The organism is Streptosporangium sp. CA-115845, assembly GCF_050943795.1.
Taxonomy (GTDB): Bacteria; Actinomycetota; Actinomycetes; order Streptosporangiales; family Streptosporangiaceae; genus Streptosporangium.
In genome coordinates, this window is record NZ_CP191988.1 from 5205023 (window position 1) to 5222493 (window position 17471).

The 17471-nt window shown below is 69.8% G+C and carries 13 protein-coding genes; 3 read left to right on the forward strand and 10 right to left on the reverse strand.

The genetic code is table 11. From position 1 onward, the window contains the following. Positions 1-16 precede the first annotated feature (16 nt). The 7 genes from ACQP0P_RS25765 to ACQP0P_RS25795 are packed head-to-tail and all read right to left on the reverse strand — an operon-like array spanning position 17 to position 10168. The gene (locus tag ACQP0P_RS25765) at positions 17-4327 is read right to left on the reverse strand and encodes a fibronectin type III domain-containing protein (protein WP_433359050.1); all 4311 of its coding nucleotides are present in this window, start codon (positions 4325-4327) and stop codon (positions 17-19) included. Between the two features lie 33 nt (positions 4328-4360). Further along, on the reverse strand, positions 4361-6580 hold the full coding sequence (locus ACQP0P_RS25770; RefSeq protein ID WP_433359051.1) for a geranylgeranyl reductase family protein: 2220 nt from the start codon (positions 6578-6580) through the stop codon (positions 4361-4363). Between the two features lie 3 nt (positions 6581-6583). After that, the gene (locus ACQP0P_RS25775) at positions 6584-7183 is read right to left on the reverse strand and encodes a hypothetical protein (protein ID WP_433359052.1); all 600 of its coding nucleotides are present in this window, start codon (positions 7181-7183) and stop codon (positions 6584-6586) included. Between the two features lie 13 nt (positions 7184-7196). Then, the gene (locus ACQP0P_RS25780; protein ID WP_433359053.1) at positions 7197-8186 is read right to left on the reverse strand and encodes a polyprenyl synthetase family protein; all 990 of its coding nucleotides are present in this window, start codon (positions 8184-8186) and stop codon (positions 7197-7199) included. A 12-nt stretch (positions 8187-8198) separates the two neighbouring features. After that, positions 8199-8468 carry a hypothetical protein gene (locus ACQP0P_RS25785; RefSeq protein WP_433359054.1) on the reverse strand — a complete coding sequence of 90 codons (270 nt, stop codon included), beginning with the start codon at positions 8466-8468 and terminating at the stop codon, positions 8199-8201. Between the two features lie 4 nt (positions 8469-8472). Next, positions 8473-8667 (reverse strand): hypothetical protein, encoded by a 195-nt coding sequence (locus ACQP0P_RS25790; RefSeq protein WP_433359055.1) that lies wholly within the window; start codon positions 8665-8667, stop codon positions 8473-8475. Then, complete coding sequence (locus ACQP0P_RS25795; RefSeq protein ID WP_433359056.1) at positions 8660-10168, reverse strand: hypothetical protein; 1509 nt, start codon at positions 10166-10168, stop codon at positions 8660-8662. Before ACQP0P_RS25795 ends, ACQP0P_RS25790 begins: the two co-directional genes overlap by 8 nt. Positions 10169-10831: 663 nt before the next feature. On the opposite strand from ACQP0P_RS25795, the gene ACQP0P_RS25800 reads away from it, so the two are divergent. Next, a complete protein-coding gene (locus ACQP0P_RS25800) occupies positions 10832-11554 on the forward strand; it encodes a hypothetical protein (RefSeq protein WP_433359057.1) in 723 nt (240 codons plus the stop codon). 104 nt (positions 11555-11658) lie between these two features. Here the strand turns inward: ACQP0P_RS25800 and ACQP0P_RS25805 are convergent, their stop codons facing one another. Beyond that, positions 11659-12642, reverse strand: a complete 984-nt coding sequence (locus tag ACQP0P_RS25805) for a helix-turn-helix transcriptional regulator (protein ID WP_433359058.1) — start codon at positions 12640-12642, stop codon at positions 11659-11661. A 57-nt stretch (positions 12643-12699) separates the two neighbouring features. Here ACQP0P_RS25805 and ACQP0P_RS25810 point away from each other — a divergent pair, with 57 nt between their 5' ends. Both ACQP0P_RS25810 and ACQP0P_RS25815 read left to right on the forward strand, forming a co-directional pair. Further along, entirely contained in the window at positions 12700-13458 is a 759-nt protein-coding gene (locus tag ACQP0P_RS25810; RefSeq protein WP_433359059.1) for a DeoR/GlpR family DNA-binding transcription regulator, read from the forward strand. 96 nt (positions 13459-13554) lie between these two features. Next, the gene (locus ACQP0P_RS25815) at positions 13555-14724 is read left to right on the forward strand and encodes an MFS transporter (protein ID WP_433359060.1); all 1170 of its coding nucleotides are present in this window, start codon (positions 13555-13557) and stop codon (positions 14722-14724) included. Positions 14725-14838: 114 nt separating this feature from the next. Here ACQP0P_RS25815 and ACQP0P_RS25820 read toward each other — a convergent pair whose 3' ends face one another. Together ACQP0P_RS25820 and ACQP0P_RS25825 are read right to left on the reverse strand one after the other, a co-directional pair. Further along, positions 14839-16437: a glycoside hydrolase family 13 protein gene (locus tag ACQP0P_RS25820; protein ID WP_433359061.1), complete on the reverse strand. Its 1599-nt coding sequence runs from the start codon at positions 16435-16437 to the stop codon at positions 14839-14841. 39 nt (positions 16438-16476) lie between these two features. Beyond that, complete coding sequence (locus tag ACQP0P_RS25825) at positions 16477-17457, reverse strand: carbohydrate ABC transporter permease (RefSeq protein WP_433359062.1); 981 nt, start codon at positions 17455-17457, stop codon at positions 16477-16479. Between the last annotated feature and the right edge of the window lie 14 nt (positions 17458-17471).

Consider the following 17471-nt stretch of genomic DNA (forward strand, 5'->3'; position numbering starts at 1 on the left):
CATGGCAGGCGTCATGCTAGCCGGTGGGAGCGATGGGGCCGGTCGGCGCTGACGGGGGGCTCAGCGCGACATCTGTGATCGCGTATACCAGGACATAGTAGGTCTCTCCTGGTTTCAGCCCCCGGATGACCGTGCTCGCCTGGTTCGCGGGCACGTAGGTGACACGGCTGTGCGGAGAGGTGAGGACGGCGTACTCGCGGACCGGCAGGCCCCCGTTGGTCTTGGGGGGAGACCAGGTCACCGTGGCGGATTGCCGGCCGGCGTCGGCTTTGACGTCGAGGGGCGCCGACAGCATTCCGAGCGCGGGCGGGGTGGCTTCCAGCCAGCACTGCACGAAGGCCGTCGCGACGGTCGTGCGGCCTGAACTGGTGGCCGTGATCTCGGCGATTCCCGGGCGGTCGGCGATGTAGCGCCCGTTGCCGTCGATGGTTCCAGGACCGGCTGTGACCTTCCAGGTGACCGGGGCTGTGGGCAGGCCGAAGAATGTCATCCTGAAGTCGACGGGCTTACCGACTTCGGCGTCGACGCGGGCAGGGTCGATGGCGATGCCGACGAAGGGGCCGCCGGCGTCGCGGCTCTTCCAGGAGAGGTCGAGGAGCCGGTCGAATCGTTCTTCGCCACCGCCCAGGAAATCGCTGGCGCGCAGGTAGGCATCGACGCGGAAGCCCAGCCACTCCTCCCACCAGGGATTCTTCGTCGTGTCGGCCTTCCACTCCATGGTGGGGCCGACTCCGATGCCCGGGCCACCGGCCTCATAGACAATCACCGTGAACTCGGCGAGCAGTGCCACCTTGGCTCTCGCGTTGAGGGAGAAGGTGATCGATCCGCCGTTGTCGGCGCCGGTCTTGTCAATCTTCTCGACGTGAACGCCGCTGTCATCCTTCATGATGTGGGCGCCGACCTCCCTGGAGTGTTTCAGGGCCACCGACACTCCACCGGACACCTCGCTCTGCAGGCTGGTCGACACGTTGAAGGTGGGGTTCAGGACCACGGGGACGTATCCGACCCAGACCACCTTGCGCCCCAGGCTGATGCTGACGAAGCGTTTGAAGTAGTCGATGTCGGAGCCGGCACCCAGCCTTACCCGGGAGTCGGCCCCGTAGGCGATGGACAGGTAGGCGTCGAAGTAGACCTTGCCCGACGCGACCCAGATCTTGATGTTCATGTGCGGTGTCAGGACGAACGTCGCCTCGAACCTGCCGCCCCGGCCTTGGGGGTTCCTCCGGGGATCGGTCCCCACCGTGACCTCGAGGACCAGACTGCCGTCCCTGATGCCGACGGAGACGTCCTGCGCCGTCGCCGTCGCCGTCGCCGTAGGCGCGCCCTGGGCGCGGGTCTTTCCGCCGATCGTGGGCTGCCGGAGCCGGATCCCCGGAATCCGCGCCTGGAGCTGTGCCAGGTCACCGGCGTCCAGGCCGGAGTTGATGGACAGTGCTCCAGCCGACAGGGCTTCGTTCACGGCCGCCGACCTGGTGGAGACGAGGAACAGGCCGTTCTGACCGCCGGCCGAGGTGACCTTCTTGAAGATCCCGCTGGGAATCTTGGTGGTGGGCAGGATGACGATGATCGCGTCGGCTGTGAGGCCGGTGACCTGTGCCGGCGGCTGCTCGAATTCGAGTGTCCCGTCGGCGCGTACCGTGCGTAGTGACTGGACGGCCGCGTCGGACAGCACGACCGGCGCGTTCTGGACCGTCACGTTCGGAGTTATCGGAGCCGTCCGCGGGCTCGGCGTCCCCGCGCCGTGCGCGTTCGCCGCCGTCACCGTGAAGGTGTAGGAGAGGGCCGGATCCAGGCCGCTCATCGTGGCCGTGGTCCCCGTGGAGGTCGCGGTCTTCCCGCCGGGGTCGGCGGTGACGGTGTAGTTGGAGATCGGGGCCGTACCGGTGTCCACGGGTGGCGTCCAGGCCAGGGCCACGGTTCCGGATCCCGAGGCGGCCGCCTGCGCCTCCGCCGGAGCGCCGGGCACGCGGGCCGTCTGCGGGGTGATGTCGCCCTTCTCAGCGGCCTCACTGGCACCGGCCTTGTTCGTGGCGGTGACCTTGACGGTGTACGAGGTGTTGTTGGTGAGGCCGGTGACCGCGGCCACCGTCGTGTCGGGGGCGACGTTGACGGTGTGGCCGCCGGGCTCCGCCTTCACCTGGTATCCGGTGATCGGGGCTCCCCCGTCCTGTGGCGCCACCCATTGCACGTCGATCCGCCCGTTCAGCGGGATGGTGAGCAGTGCGGCGGGCATGAGCGGGACGGCGGCGGGTTCGGGGGTTATCAGCTCGGAGGCACGAGAGTCCGTGCGACCGACCTTGTTGATCGCGGTCACGGTGAAGGCGTACGACGATCCGTTGGTCAGCCCGGTCACGATCGCGTCGGTCCGGTCCGGTGTCGCGGTGACGGTCTGGCCGCCCGGGCTCGCCGCGATCTCGTATCCGGTTATCTCCCCGGAACCGGGATCGGGTGGACTCCACGACACGCGGATCGCGCCGTCTCGCGGATAGAGCTCGGTGATCAGGGGGGCGCCCGGCGGCCTGGGCGCCTCCGGAGTCGTCAGCTCCGACGGCGCGGAGGCCGAGCCGGTGCCGATGACGTTGGTCGCGGTGACCGTGAAGACATACGCCTGGCCGTCGGTCAGTCCTGTCACGGTGGCCTCGGTCGCGTTCCGCCATGCCATCGCGGTCTCGCCGCCGGGCGAGGTGGTGATCGTGTACTGGGTGATGTCCGCGCCGCCGTCAGAGGCCGGCGGCTGCCAGGAGACTCCCACCGACCCGAGTTTCGGGGTACCGACGATCTTCGTGGGAGCGCCCGGGAGCTTCCCCGCCACCGGGGTCGTCTGTGCCGACGCCGCCGACGCCGGGCCGGGGCCGACGGCGTTGGCCGCGGTGACCGTGAACGTGTACGCCGTGCCGTTCACCAGTCCGTACACGATGGCACTGGTCCCGGCCCCGGCGGACGCGGTCTTGCCGCCGGGGGAGGCGGTGACGGTGTAGCTCGTGATGGGGGTGCCGCCGTCGGCGGCCGGCGGCTGCCAGGACACCTTCACCGCCTGGTGCCGGGGAACACCGGTGACCGCCGTGGGCGCTCCCGGTTTGGATGGACCGGTGAGGTATGCGAACACGTCGACCTGAACGGTCGCCTTGGTGGTGCTGTTGTTGTAGATGACGACCTTGCCGTCGGCACCGAGTTTGGCCGCGATGAACCCGGTGCCGGCCGCGCCGCCGGTATAGCGGACGGGGGCGCCCCCGCCGTTCTGGTCGCCCGAGGGGTAGACCTGCAGGACGTTGCAGCAGGAGGTGTCGGCGCCCTTGGCCGTGAGCGCGACGGCGACCGCCCACACTCCCGAGGTGGGGACGCCTCCCTTGCCCAGCGGCGCCAAGGTGTAGCTGCCGCTCGCGTTGATCGCGATGTTGGCCGCTATCCGCGCGGGCTGCAACGGCCGGACCGTCGCCCCGGCCACCGTGGCACTGGGGGTCACGAAGTAGCCCGAGATGTCGACGGTGATGTTGGCGCCGCCCGGCCCGGAATTGTTGATGATCACCGAGCCGTCGGAGCCCAGGGCGGTGATCACGTAATTGTTGAGGTAGACGCCTGAGCCGTAGTCCAGGTTGGGCTGCGCGGGCTTGGCGGCGCCGGACGGATAGACGGTGAGCGCGCCCGCCGAGGTGGTCGAGCCGCCGGCGGCCAGCGTGAGCGCGACATGGGAAATCGTGCCACGGGGTATGCCCGCCACGCTCAGCGGCTTGAAGGCGTAGTTGGCGCCGGCCGCCACGTTGGCCGTCGTGACGATTGTCCTCGGTGTCACCCCGACGAAGACAGCGCCGACCGAGCTGCCGGCCTGGGTAAGGGTGTAACCGTACAGATCGACATAGATCCGCACCGTGACCGTGCCCTTGTTGGCCACCTTGACGCTGCCGTCCGCCCCGACCTTGGCCGTGACGAGATTGTGCGCGGTGAGGTCCGCCCGGTAGCTCAGCGCGGTCACCGCCGGCTCGGCGGCCCCGGATGGATAGACCACCAGAGAGCCCGAGCCGCCGGTGCCCTTGGCCGCCAGGTTCAGCGCCACCGTCGCCACCCCCGCGGTCGGCACGCCGGCCACGCCGGCCACCTTCACCGTGGCGGTCGCATTGGCCGCGATGTTCACCGCGTTCGCGGCCCGGCCGCGGACCGCGAAGAACTGTCCTGGCTGCGGGCTGTCCGGCGCGGCGCTCAGCGCGGTGGCGAGGCGCGGTTTCGCCTCGGCGGTCACCTCACCGTCACCGGCCGCGGTGACGAGCGACAGTGTCAAGACGATGGACAAGAGAGCGGAGATCCGCGAGACGAAACGATGACGGCGGTTCATGGGTATGCCCTTCGCGCGTGGTCCCAGCCCATGTCAGGCAGGGGCCACAGTCTGAGAATGTGGGCTCAAGGTGTTCCGGGCCACATGGTGTGCGATGGCGTGGAGGGAGGATCGGGCCGGCCCCTCGGGGAGTCGGGTGAGGTTTTCCTGAGCCTCGAGGCAGAGCTCACGAATCCAGGCGGATGTCTGTTCCAGTGCGGTGGTCTTCCCGACCAGCCGGGCCAGGTCGGCCGCTCGGTGCTGACGTGATCGGGTGTCCGTGCGGAACTCGCGGAGCTCGGCGGTTCCAGGCCCCAGTTCTTCGAGAGCCAGCCGGAAGGGAATGCTCGGCAGGTCGTCCTCGAGGTCGGCGAGGGCATCGCGGCCGAGCCGGTCGATGCCGCCGGCCAGTCGCCGGACGTCGTCGGCGAGCTGGGCCGCCGCGCCGACCTGGCGGCCATAGCCTCCCAGCGCCTTGACGACCGTGGCGGGGGCATCGGCGGCGGCGGCGCCGAGCTCGCAGGCGGCGGCGCACAGGGCGGCGGCGCCGGAGCCGGCCGACAGCTCCAGCCAGTCGCGTGCCGAGGGCCGGGGTACCTCACGGCCGGCCGCGAGTTCACGCATCCGGCCGTGGCACGCCTCCTCGATGGCGCGTGTCAGCTGCGCGGTGAGCCGCGTGTCCTGCGTCGCGCAGAGTTCGAGCGCTCGGGCCAGGAAGAGGTCGGTGGTCAGGACGGCGAACATCGTGCCCCAGTTCGGCTGGGCGCCGCGTACGCCTTCGGCGGGCTTGACGTCGACGCTGGCCTGGGCGATGGCGGCCAGTCCCGCGAGGTCGGTCGCCGCCGCGAGTGCGGTCAGATGTTCGGGCTGGGCCTGGCCGGCTCGGGCGGCGAGCAGCGTGAGCAGCGCGGGGCGCGGCGCCATGAGGTACTCCTCGGACAGCAGGCCGGGCAGCCGGTCCAGGAAGGGCCAGTCCTTGCGCACCGTGTCGGCGAGGATCTCTCCGATCTCCACGAGGGGTGCGGCCAGCCGCAGTCTCGGGTCCAGGCAGTGGCGGATGTCGTCGACGGCGCCGGGCGCCGTGGTCTCGAAGCCGGCGGTGTGGTCGGGGGCCAGCATCGCCCGCCGGGTCAGCGCGAAGACGGGCCGGTCGGAGTCGAAGGTGTCCTCCAGGACTCGCCAGGCCAGCCGGTGCCGGTTGACGGCGTGGCGACCGGTTTCGAGGTGTCCGCTGAATCTGCGCGTGAGCGTGTCCGCATAGCCGGACAGGTCCTCGACCTGCCCGGTTTCGAGCCGGGCGTCGATCACCTCCGCGGCGATCTTCCCCGATTCGAGGGCGAAGCTGATGCCCTCACCGGTGCCGGGGTTGACCATGCCGGCGGCGTCCCCGGCGAGGATCAGACCGGGTGCCCACGACCGTCCCGGGGCAAAGCCGAAGAACAGGGGGGAGCCCTTCGGCGGGCCCTCCTGGCGGGCCTGGGCGAACCACGGCACCGAGGTGCGCAGTTCGTCGACGAACCGGAGGAACAACTCGTTCAGGTGCACTCCGGGGTGCTTCTCGGCCACTCCGGCCCCGACATTGGCGCGATCCCGCCCGAGCGGGATGATCCATCCGTACGCGGGGAGCCGGGAGTGGGTGGCCGGATTGTCGAGCGGCATGTGGAAGCGGAGGGTGTCGTCCAGCCCTCCGACGCCCGTGAAGTAGGTGCGCATCGCATACCCCAGCCGGCCGCGAGAGGTCTCCACCAGGCCTGACTGGCGGGCCAGCTTCGAGGTGCTCCCATCGGCGGCCACCACCACCCGGGCGCGTACCGCCGAGGCCCGGCCGCCGCTGACGACCTCGACCCCTCGTACCACTCCGGCCTCGCGGATCAGGCCGCGCACCTGTACGCGCTCGCGGAAAAGCGCGCCGGCCTCCACGGCCCTGCGCACGAGCACGTCGTCGAGAAGGGCGCGGGGCACCACGAGGCCGTACCGCCCGCCGGCCCCGTCGTCTCGCCCGTAGCGGAAGTCTCGGGTATTGCGTGCCTGTGTGGGACCCATGGAGACCTCCAGCCCGCCGATCCCCCAGGCGTCCGGGAGGCTGCGCAGGACGTCCATCTCCTCGAGCAACTGAACCCCGGCCCGGTTGACCGCGTCGCCGCAGCTCTTGTCGCGGGGGAACGCCGACCGTTCCAGCAGGGTCACCCGGTGGCCCCGGCGGGCGAGGTGGTACGCGGCTGCCGCCCCGGCCGGTCCCGCTCCCACGACCACGACGTCTGTTTCGTACGACATGACTCAGCCCAGCCCGGGGCGGCAGGGAGCGGGCGCTCCGCTTGGCTTCGGCTGTGACGGACCGACGGGCTGCGCGGGCAGCGCACGGATCGTCCGGGCGTACAACCGTCCCGCCGCCAGCGCGTTACCGGGTCCGGAGTGCGATTCGCTGAGCCCGGCGATGGCCAGGCCGATCGCGGTGGTGATCTTGATCTCCTGGGGGCCGGTCAGCTGTTCGGCGAGCAGCGTGAGCCTGTCGCGCACGTCCAGCGAGGAGAACGCGCCGGGAAGGGTGACGAGCGCGTCGAGCGCGCCGTCGATGTCGGCCCGCTCGGCCGGGCCGGCGGCGGCGTACCACTCCATGAGCCGCCTCGCCGCCTTGCCGGCGTCGCCGACCGTCCGGAGGCTGGCCATCGATTCGGTCAGGGCCGAGTAGTTCATCTGGCGGGCGAAGCTCATCATGCCCGCGGAACTCGCGGTGTCCGCGGTCCTGGTGGCCGCGGACACCGGGACCGCGCCCGACAGACCCAGGGCCGCGGTCCCGCCGCCGAACACCATCCCGATCGCCCGGATGAATCGCCTCCGGGTGTGCGACTTCGGAGTGCCCTTGCTTGCTTGCGACATTCTCCGCAACCCTTCAATTCCGTCGCAGAACGACATAGCGCGTCAGGCGGACGAGGGAGTCCTTCGCCTCGCCACCTGGGAGCCCGGCGATGTGGGTCACCGCCTGGTGGGCGTATTCCTGTGCGATGGTGAACGCGCCGTTGATCCCGCCTGCCGCGGCGACCCAGCGGTAGGCTTCCGCCTGGTCGGACTCGGTGAGTTCGTCGCGTCTCAACACCTGCCTGAGGTTGTCGGCCTCGGGGGTGTTCTGGTGCAGGGCGAGCAGGACGGGCAGGCCGTACACGCCTTCGCGAAGGTCGGTCCCCGGCCGCTTGCCGAGGGTCGCCTCCTGCGCGGTGACGTCGAGGGCGTCGTCGGCGGCCTGGAACGCGAGTCCCAGCGCCCGGCCGTAGAGGCCCAGCCCCTCGATCGCCTCCGGGGTCGCGCGCGCGAGGTGAGCGCCGGCACGGCAGGAGAGCTCGAACAGGGCGGCCGTCTTGCGCGCCGCGATCTGCACGTACGATTCCAGCCGGTGGTCGAGGTTGTAGGTGTTCTCGGCCTCCTGCATCTGCCCCAGGGAGAGGGCGAGCACGCTCTGGCTCGCCCACGAGGCGAGCCGCCCGTCCACGTCGGCGAGCACCCGGATCGCACGAGCGAAAACGAAGGTGCCCGCGGTGACGGCCTCGGCGTCACCGCGCATGGCGTTGACGGTGGGAGTGCCCCGGCGGCTCTCAGCGCGGTCCATCACATCGTCGTGGTAGAGCGCGGCGACATGCAGCAACTCGACGGCGGCCGCCACGCGCAGCAGGTCCGGCTCCTCGGCGCCGGAACCGAACGCCGCCGCCAGAAACAGCAGGGCCGGGCGCAGCCGCTTGCCCCCACGCCGCACGAGGTGGGCGGCGGCGTCGGCGAGCCGTGCGTCCTCGCACCGCAGCACGTCGTCCAGTACGCCGTCCAGGGACGCCAGCAGTGCGCCGGCCGGGGCATAGCTCAGCCAGCGGTCGATTTCGACGTTGAGACTCATGATTTCACCGCGCTAACACCTAGGGTCCGGCTGGGCGCGGTAGCGTCCCGTCACCCTGAACTTCAGCGGCACGCCCTCGATCGACTGGGGGGTGGCCGGCAGACCGCTCGAGTCCTCCAGGGATACGAGAATCCCGTAGATCAGGTCGCCTGCCCCGGCGAGGTCCTCCTGGTCGACGACGCTGCCGACTCCCGCGCCGACCACCTTCCGGTATCGGCGCTTGATCTCCCCGTAATGGGCTCGCAGGACTTCTCTGGCCCTGGCGTACTCGACACCTCGCATCGGCTCAGCACTCCTCGTAGGTGAGACCGTCGCTGCCGGCATGGCCGGGGAGCATGCGGTAAGGCCCCGTATCCTCGCCCTGCTCACCGGCGCACCCGACCACGGTGGCGGACATCAGGACGAGCGCGGCCGGACCGCTCGCCGGGGCCGTCCACGCCTTGCGCCGCGGGCGGGGCGTCGCCGCCCTGCCGTCAGTCATCGGGATCCTGCAACGAGCCCGAGCCGGCGGCGATCTCCTTGAGCTTCCGCAGGAGTTCCGGGTCGTCCAGCATGTTGATCAGGGCCCGGCCGTTCTTGCCCACCACGCCCTGCTGCCGGATGAGCGCGATCGCCTGCTGGGCCGCGTCGGCCTCCTCGGGGAGCATGTACTTGCGAGCCCTGGCCAGGGACTCCTCGGCATCGAGGAGAAGCTGCTCGCTGACCCGCACGTCCTCCCGGTCGGGGTTCAGCAGAGCGAGCTTCATCTCCCCGCCGTGCTGGGCGTACAGCGCCTGGGCGAACGCGCGGTCGTCGTTGGGCACCTGCGGCTTCACCTCCGCCGAGCGCATCATGGCCGTCGACTCGTTCAGGTAGAGGGTGTCGATCAGCCAGCGTCCGACCAGCGTGTTGGCGAGGTACTTGTCACGGGCGTACGAGATCGACAGCCATTCCTGGGTGAACGGCACTCCGGTCAGTTCCTCCGCCACCTCCAGGAAGGGACAGGAGAGGGCGAAACTCGTGTCGCCCGAGCCGCCGCGGCACACGATCGAGCCTGAGTCGCCCCCCTGGCTCATGGCGGTGGCCATGATCTGACCGTCGAAAACCGCGACCCCGCGGACACCGTAGCTGACGCTTGTGATCACATCGATGGCGGTGATCCGACCCGTGGTGTGCTCGGTCGTGCGCCCGGTCTTCTGGATCGGCGCACCTGGCGGACGCACGTCCGCCTCCGTCACGATCGACCGCGCCGCGGGGCCGAAGGTCATCTCCACTCCGAGCTGAGCGACCACATCGCCGATCGGATTGATTACCGTCTCGGACCTGCTTCCCGCGAAGAGCAGCCCGACCGCAGGCTGCGCGACGGTCGGCCTCGTCATCTTGCCCTTTATGTCATCGAAGACCACGCAGTTGTCGGCGAGGGTGGCTACGGCGGCGTCGATGCGGTTGGGGGTTCTTCCGTCCAACGCGAGGTCCCGCCATCGGGTGAGCGTGGCGATGATGTTCTCGGGCACCGGAGACGCGTCCATTGGGCCGGGCTGGTAGATGGGATCCCCGGCCTTGCACTCGTTCACCGCGGCGAGGACATGGTTGTTGGAGAGGATCGCCAGCCTCTCATTGTTCTGCATGTCCTTGACCAGGCATCCCAGAGTGCCCGCGGTGACCAGGGGGTGGCCGACGCTGATTCCCCCGATCGCCGGGCGCTCTCTGTCGGTGTAGGCGTGCGCGTAAAAGCGCCCGGTCTCGACCACGTCGGTCTCGATCTGAGCCCCCTGAATGTCGAGGGTTCGCGGCACGGCACTCCCCGGCGCCAACTCCCCGAGGGGAACCTTGTTCACCACATGGACGACGCAGGCGGGAGTGTCCAGACGCTGCCCACCGCGGCTCGGGGGGCCGAACCCGATACCGACCACGTTCTTGTCGTCTCTGAAGCGCTCCCAGAGCTGATCTCTGGCCTGGCGTACCAAAGGCCGTGCCGCCCGCCATTCCCCTGGTCCGGCCATCGCGAACCCCCGTTCGTGTGCTGCCCCGCGATTCGATCACTGGATCAGAAGAGTCGGCAGTAAAGATCAATACGTCAAGCGCCGTGATGAAACACCGGGAGGCAGGACGACCGAGGAGCCTCACACTTGGTGATCCTTTTTCTCGTCTCCCCATTTTCGGGTGATCTATAAATCAGGTTTCGACCGCCTCCGCCTTGACGCGCCCGACGCACCCGCAACGCTTCCTTTTCTGACTGCCGGTAGTCAGGGGCGTCGCCCGGGTCATCGAAAAATTGACAGAGAGGATGGTTTTTATCCATTACCAATGGTGACGACTGGGCGTCCGAAAATCAGGGCGGCTGGCCGGAATCGGCCAATGTTGGCCGAACGTCTTGACACGGCTCACCCCAGATGGCTTTGCCTGCCCAGGCGGCTCAATTCGCGCCACACGTGTTTGGGTCACCACCGAGAGTCAGTACGGGCAAGGCGTTTCATCGTTTCGCGATTTACTCGTCACCGAAGGTGACGGATAAAGGTGACGACGGAGCATCCGAAAACGAGGAAGCGGGCGGAGGCAATCAATGCGGCCCGCACACGTATTGACACGACCCAACTCGAGTGATCTGGTTTGACCCGGCGGTTCGCTTTGGGTTGAGCGTGTTTGAATTGCTACGGGGAGTCAGCATGAGTAAGGCGTTTCATCGTTTCGTGGCCTGGTTGCGTTCCCTGATGCCCACCGCCCCATCACCGGTCGGCGAACTCGCCCGCAAAACCGCTCTGCGCGCGACCGTTCTGGGTGGCGTGATGGCCCTGACCCTGAGCTCGGCCCCGGTGAGTCTCGCGACGCAGGCACAGGCACTGACCTGGACCGTCCCCATGAGCGGCATCGCCAGCGGCGCCGGGCACCTGAACGCCACACATGTCCAGGCGGGCTGGAGTGTCTCCTGCAACACGGTGGAGGCGAAGGTCAGAGCCCACAGAGGAACCGGCATGACCGGTGACGGGGTCATCGCCATCACCGGCGTCATGTTCGGATCCGCCGACGCCCTGTGCGCCGGCCCCCTGGGCCTCAAAATGGAGGTCACCGTCGACACACTGCCGCTGAAGTTCGACGCCACGGCGTTCGACGCGCGAACGGGCATGGTCGCCGGCAGGGTGTCCGGCATCACCGTCACGGTCGAGAGCAGTAACGGCTGCGTACTCACCATCGCCGGGCCGAACGGTAAGCCCGGCCAGGCCGACGCCTCCTACTCCAACCCCGACGGCACGATCGTCATCGACGATCGCGGTCACCTGCGTGTCACCGCCCAGAGCAGTTCCTGCAACGCGGGCATCCAGATCGGCGACAGCATCGTCGTCGACGGCCGGTTCGAGCTCACCCCTCGCGGAATCCTCACCAGCCCATGACCCCGACCCGGGAGACAATCCCCGACCACGCCGCGACGGCCGCGACCGTGCTCGGGGCCGCCGGGGTCTCGGCCGCCGGCCGGAGCCGGGGTGTCGATGCGAGGTCAGCCGGGACTCGTGCCGTACAGCGTGGCCAGGTCGGCGACGGTGGCGGCCATCCGCTCCCGTAGCTCGGTCGGCTCCAGCACCTCGATGTCCGCGCCCAGGCGCAGCAGCAGCCAGTGGGCGTGCCTGACGGACTCGGTCGGCAGGCGCAGCACCACCCAGCCGCGCTCGTCGGGCGGGCCCGCGGCGGCGAGCGCGGCCTCGGCGACCTCGGCGCCCACCGTGTGGCGCAGCATTCCCTCGGTGCCGGGCGCCATCCGCACCAGCGCCTCACCGGTGTACATCCGCTCGCGGAAGTCGGCCGCATAGCGCTGCCAGAAGGTGGGCAGATCGAAGTCGGCGGGGCGCTCGAAACACCCCGGCAGGAGCTCGGCGCTCACGATCCGCGCCACCTTGTAGGTGCGCGGCTCCCCCTCACCGGCGACGGCCACCATGTACCACGACCCACCCTTGAGGACCAGGCCGTACGGGTGTGCCAGGCGCTCGACGTCGCGTGGCCCCCAGCGGCGGTAGGTCATGCGCAGCGGGCGCTGCTCCCACACCGCCTCGGAGACCTCCCCCAGGAAGGGAGCCGCGTCGGCGTCGCGATACCAGCCAGGCACGTCCAGGTGGAAGCGCTCGCGCATCCTGGCGGCGTGGAAGCGCGGCTCGGGGGGCAGCGCGGCGAGCATCTTCAGCTCGGCGTTCGCCGCGACCTCGGCCAGTCCCAGTTCGGCGGCGGGGCCGGGCAGCGCCGCCAGGAACAGCGAGGAGGCCTCCTCGGCGGTCAGGCCGTTGAGACGGGTGCGGTAACCGTCCAGCAGGCGATATCCACCGGCGGGCCCGCGGTCGGCGTAGACCGGCACCCCGGCCGACGACAGCGCCTCCACATCGCGGTAGACCGTGCGGACGGAGACCTCCAGCTCCCTGGCCAGCTCGGTGGCCGTCAGCCGCCCTCGCGTCTGCAGGAGCAGCAGGAGGGAGAGCAGACGACTCGCGCGCATGGCCGCCATTGTTCCGCACGTTTGCCAATCTCACACACTCCATGTTCAAATGAACACATGGAAGGTAACAATCGCATTCGCGCGATCATGTCGGCGCTGCGCGCCAGCGACGCCGTCTCCGTCGCGGAGCTGGCGGTCGAGCACGCGGTCTCGGAGATGACCATCCGCCGCGACCTCGACGAGCTCGCCCAGCAGGGCGTGGTCAGGCGGGTCCGCGGCGGCGCGGTGAGCCTGCTGCTGCGCGGGGAGGAACCGCCCTTCGTGGTCCGCGAACGCGAGGCGATGGAGGCCAAGCGACGGATCGCGAGCGAGGTCGCGGCCCTGCTCGCCGACGGCGAGGCCGTGCTGCTCGACAGCGGCACCACTTCCCTGGAGATCGCCCGCGCGATCCGTGACCGCCGCCTGACGGTCCTGCCGCTCTGCCTGCAGGTCACCGCCGAGCTCAGCACCGCCCCCCGGATCCGCCTGGTGCTGCCCGGCGGGGAGGTCCGCCCCGGTGAGCTGAGCTTCACCGGCCCGTTGACCGAGAGCGCCATCCGCTCCCTGCGCTTCGACACCGCGGTCATCGGCTGCTGCGGCCTGTCCGCCGAACACGGCCTCACCGCCCACGACCTGTCCGACGTCGCCGTCAAGCAGGCCGCGATCGCCTCCGCCCGGCGCGTGGTCGCGGCCACCGACTCCGGCAAGTTCACCCGCACCGCGTTCGGCGCGGTCTGCCCGCTGGACCGCCTCGACATGGTCGTCACCGACACCGCGCTTCCCCCCGCCGAACACGACGCCATGATCGCGGCAGGCGTCGCCGTCCGCGCCGTCTGACCCGCCCGGCCGGATCCCCTGCTGCACGGCCCGCCCCAAAGTCCACGGCCCGAACCGTCTACTCTGATCCGCACCCCCTGACTGGAGCCCTCCTCCATGCACGTCATCCCCTTCGACCAGACCGCGCTGCTGCGCGGCCGGGTGGCGATCTACCTGCTCTTCCTGCTCTCCGGCATGGCCATCGGCACCTGGACGGCACGTATCCCATCGATCAAGCAGGGGCTGGAGCTGAGCGAGGGCGAGCTCAGCATCGCGCTGCTCGGCATCGCCGCCGGGGCGATCGCCGGCATGCAGGTGGTCGGCCGCCTGGTCGACCGCTACGGCAGCGCCAAGGTGATGCTGCCGATGGCCTTCGCCCAGAGCGTGGTGCTGGTCCTGCCCGCCTACATGCCGAACCTGGCCGGCCTGGCCCTCGCACTGTTCGTCTTCGGCGCGGTGCACGGCACCCTGGACGTCGCGATGAACGCAGGCGCCGTCGAGGTGGAGCGGGCCATGGGCCGGCCGATCATGTCGTCCTTCCACGCGGTGTTCAGCATCGGCGGGTTCCTCGGTGCCACCAGCGGAGGACTGCTCGCCCAGGCCTCGTTCAGCCCGGGAGCCACGTTCGCCGCGGTCGCCGCGGTGATCGCCGCACTCGCGCTCTGGGCGGCCCGCTGGGCGCTCCCCCCGGCCGCACAGGCCGTCCCCTCGGGAACGGAACCGGCGTCCGGCAAGGGCGGAGGGGTGATGCTGCTGGGTGTCCTGGCCTTCTGCTGCATGATCGGAGAAGGAGCCACGGCCGACTGGAGTTCCGTCTACCTGAGTGAGAGCCTTGGCAGTTCCGACGGGTTCGCCGCGGCCGCCTACGCCGCCTTCTCGGTCATGATGACCGCCGGCCGATTCGCCGGCGACAGGCTGGCCGCCTGGCTGGGGCCGGTGAATCTGGTACGCGCGTGCGGTGCGCTGGCCGCCTCCGGACTCGGGCTGGCTCTGCTGGCCGACCATCAGGTCGCCGCGGTGATCGGTTTCGGCTGCTTCGGGGCAGGCCTGTCCTGCATCGTCCCCCAGGTCTTCTCCGCGGCCGGTCGCCGCGACCCGGCTCGCGCCGGACAGGCGCTGGCCCGGGTGTCGAGCCTGGGCTACGCGGGATTTCTCACCGGCCCCGTACTGATCGGAGGTGCCGCCGAGCTGATGGACCTGCCTCGCGCGCTGGTGATCCCCGCTCTGCTGGCTCTTTTTGTGTCCCTGGCCGCGGGGGCGCTCAGAACCACGCCCTTTACAAAGTAGATCAAAATACTGGGCGGGCCCGGAGTGCCGCCCGGATGCACCGGGCCACTGGTGGACGATGCCGCTGACCGGCCGAGCGAGGTACGGCCGGTCAGCGGCGGCCCCGGAGGGGGATCAGATCACCCGGAGCCAGACGGCGGTGTCGGAGGGGAGCCTGTCCCCCTCCAGCGGACCGCTGGCCAGCAGGACCGACTCGTGCTCCGGCAGGGAGACCGGCTCCGCGCCGAGGTTGACCACGCAGATCAGGCCCGACTCCCGGCGGAAGGCCAGCACCCCCTCCCCCACCTCCAGCCAGGCCAGCGTGCCGTCACCGAGCAGCTCGCGGCGGAGACGCAGCCCGGTGCGATAGAGGGTGAACATGGACGCCGGGTCGGCGGCCTGCACCTCGGCCGTCAGCGCCTTCCACTCCGGCGGCTGCGGCAGCCACGGCTGCCCCGCGCCGAACCCGAACGGCGGCTCGTCACCCGACCAGGGCAGCGGCACCCGGCAGCCGTCACGGCCGGGATCGGTGTGGCCGGAACGGACCCAGATCGGGTCCTGGCGCAGCTCGTCCGGCAGGTCCTCCACCTCCGGCAGCCCCAGCTCCTCGCCCTGGTAGACGTAGAGCCCGCCGGGAAGCGCCATCGCCAGCAGTGCGGCCGCGCGGGCCCGCCGCTCGCCCAGCACCGGATCCGACGGCATGCCGTGCTTGCGGTCGGCGTGGTCGAAGGAGGTGTCGGCCCTGCCGTACTTGGTCACCGGGCGGGTCACGTCGTGGTTGGACAACACCCAGGTGGGAGGCGCGCCCAGCGGGATGTGCGTGGCCAGGGTCTCCTCGATCGACCGGCGCAGCGCGGCGGCGTCCCAGGGGCACGCCAGGAAGTCGAAGTTGAACGCGGTGTGCATCTCGTCGGGGCGCAGGTAGAGCGCGAAGCGCTCCTGGTCGGGCAGCCACACCTCGCCGATCAGGATCCGGTCGTCGTACTCCTCGGCCACCCGGCGCCAGCCCCGGTAGATGTCGTGCACGCCGTCGAGGTCGGTGTACGCCTCCTGTCCTCCCTCGCTGTCCATGTCCTTGACCAGCAGGGCGGCCGAGTCGATCCGGATGCCGTCCACACCCCGGTCGAACCAGAAGCGCAGCACGTCGTGGAACTCCTCGACGACCTCGGGGTTGGCCCAGTTGAAATCCGGCTGCTCGGGGGCGAACAGGTGCAGGTACCACTGGCCGTCGGCGACCCGGCTCCAGGCGGGACCACCAAAGATCGACTGCCAGTCGTTGGGCGGCAGCTCACCGCTCGCTCCCCGGCCCTCGCGAAACAGGAAGCGCTCGCGCTCGGGCGACCCGGGCCCGGCCTCCAGTGCCCGCACGAACCACTTCTGCTGGTCGGAGCCGTGGTTGGGGACGATGTCGGTGATCGTCTTGATGCCCAGGGCATGCGCCTCGGCGATGAACTCCTCCGCCTCGGCGAGCGTGCCGAACGATGGCTCGATGTCACGGTAGTCGGCCACGTCGTACCCGCCGTCGGCCATCGGCGACGGGTACCAGGGGTTGAGCCAGATCGCACCGATGCCCAGGTCGGAGAGGTATGGCAGGCGGGCGCGAAGTCCCGCGAGGTCGCCGATCCCGTCGCCGTCACCGTCGGCGAAGCTCCGGAGATAGACCTGGTAGATCGCGGCTCCCCGCCACCATGCTTCGGGGTCCGGGGTCGCTCCCGGGAAGGTGCTGCCGGACATGCTGGAACAACTCCTTGCGGTTGAAAGTGGGTAACGAGGTCAGCCCTTGAGGCTGCCGGCCGTGAGGCCGGCCATGATGCTGCGCTGGAAGATGAAGAAAACGACCATGGTCGGGATGCTCGCGATCACCAATGAGGCGATCAGCACGTTCTGCGGCATCTGCGCCGAGAGCGAGGCGATGCCCACACTGATCGTCATCTTCTCCCCGTCCGGCAGTACGAGCAGCGGCCAGACGAAATCCTTCCAGACGTTGACCACCGAGAGAATGGACACCACTCCGAGGATCGGCCGGGAGACGGGCAGCACGATCGACCACAGGATGCGGGCCGGAGAGGCGCCGTCGATCTGGGCGGCCTCCAGCAACTCCCGGGGGATCGAGTCGAAGAAACGCTTGAGCAGGAAGATGAAGAACCCGTTGGCCGCCGCGGGCAACCAGATCACCCACGGGGTGTTCAGCAGGTCCCAGCCGAAGATCGGCATGTCCTTGACCGTCAGGTAGGCGGGCAGCAGGATGACCATCGGCGGGATCATGAGCGTGGCCAGCATCAGCGCCAGGACCACGTTGCCCAGCACGGGTCGCAGTTTGGACAGCGCGTAGGCGGCCGAGACGTCGATGGCCAAGGTGAACAGCCAGGCGCCGCCGGCGTAGACGACGGTGTTGGTGAGGAAGAGTCCCAGGTCGAGCTGGTCCCACGCCTCGGCGTACACCCCGAAGTCGAAGGAGGTGGGAAAGAAGCTCGGCGGGATCTGGGCCAGTTCCTCGGGGGTCTTCAGCGCGCCGGTGACCATCCAGTAGAGCGGGAACACGAACGCGGCGGTGAAGACCACCACCACCAGGGTCAGCGTGATCCGGTAGATCAGCCGCCCGCGCGGGGTGTTGAGCGTGTGCGGGGAGACCAGGCTGCGAAACTCCCTGGGCGCCTCCTTGGCCGCACGCGTCCGCCGGGCCTTCTTCCCCGAGCCCCGCTCCGGTGGCCGGGCGGAGGCGGGTCGAGGCGGGTGGACTGTGAGGTTCGACATCGGCTCGGCTCCTC

Coding starts and splice junctions, on each gene's coding strand:
- ACQP0P_RS25780 (WP_433359053.1), bottom strand. CDS start 8,186: ATGAGTCTCAACGTCGAAATCGACCGCTGGCTGAGCTATGCCCCGGCC.
- ACQP0P_RS25785 (WP_433359054.1), bottom strand. CDS start 8,468: ATGCGAGGTGTCGAGTACGCCAGGGCCAGAGAAGTCCTGCGAGCCCAT.
- ACQP0P_RS25765 (WP_433359050.1), bottom strand. CDS start 4,327: ATGAACCGCCGTCATCGTTTCGTCTCGCGGATCTCCGCTCTCTTGTCC.
- ACQP0P_RS25815 (WP_433359060.1), top strand. CDS start 13,555: ATGCACGTCATCCCCTTCGACCAGACCGCGCTGCTGCGCGGCCGGGTG.
- ACQP0P_RS25775 (WP_433359052.1), bottom strand. CDS start 7,183: ATGTCGCAAGCAAGCAAGGGCACTCCGAAGTCGCACACCCGGAGGCGA.
- ACQP0P_RS25790 (WP_433359055.1), bottom strand. CDS start 8,667: ATGACTGACGGCAGGGCGGCGACGCCCCGCCCGCGGCGCAAGGCGTGG.
- ACQP0P_RS25795 (WP_433359056.1), bottom strand. CDS start 10,168: ATGGCCGGACCAGGGGAATGGCGGGCGGCACGGCCTTTGGTACGCCAG.
- ACQP0P_RS25810 (WP_433359059.1), top strand. CDS start 12,700: ATGGAAGGTAACAATCGCATTCGCGCGATCATGTCGGCGCTGCGCGCC.
- ACQP0P_RS25820 (WP_433359061.1), bottom strand. CDS start 16,437: ATGTCCGGCAGCACCTTCCCGGGAGCGACCCCGGACCCCGAAGCATGG.
- ACQP0P_RS25805 (WP_433359058.1), bottom strand. CDS start 12,642: ATGCGCGCGAGTCGTCTGCTCTCCCTCCTGCTGCTCCTGCAGACGCGA.
- ACQP0P_RS25800 (WP_433359057.1), top strand. CDS start 10,832: ATGAGTAAGGCGTTTCATCGTTTCGTGGCCTGGTTGCGTTCCCTGATG.
- ACQP0P_RS25825 (WP_433359062.1), bottom strand. CDS start 17,457: ATGTCGAACCTCACAGTCCACCCGCCTCGACCCGCCTCCGCCCGGCCA.
- ACQP0P_RS25770 (WP_433359051.1), bottom strand. CDS start 6,580: ATGTCGTACGAAACAGACGTCGTGGTCGTGGGAGCGGGACCGGCCGGG.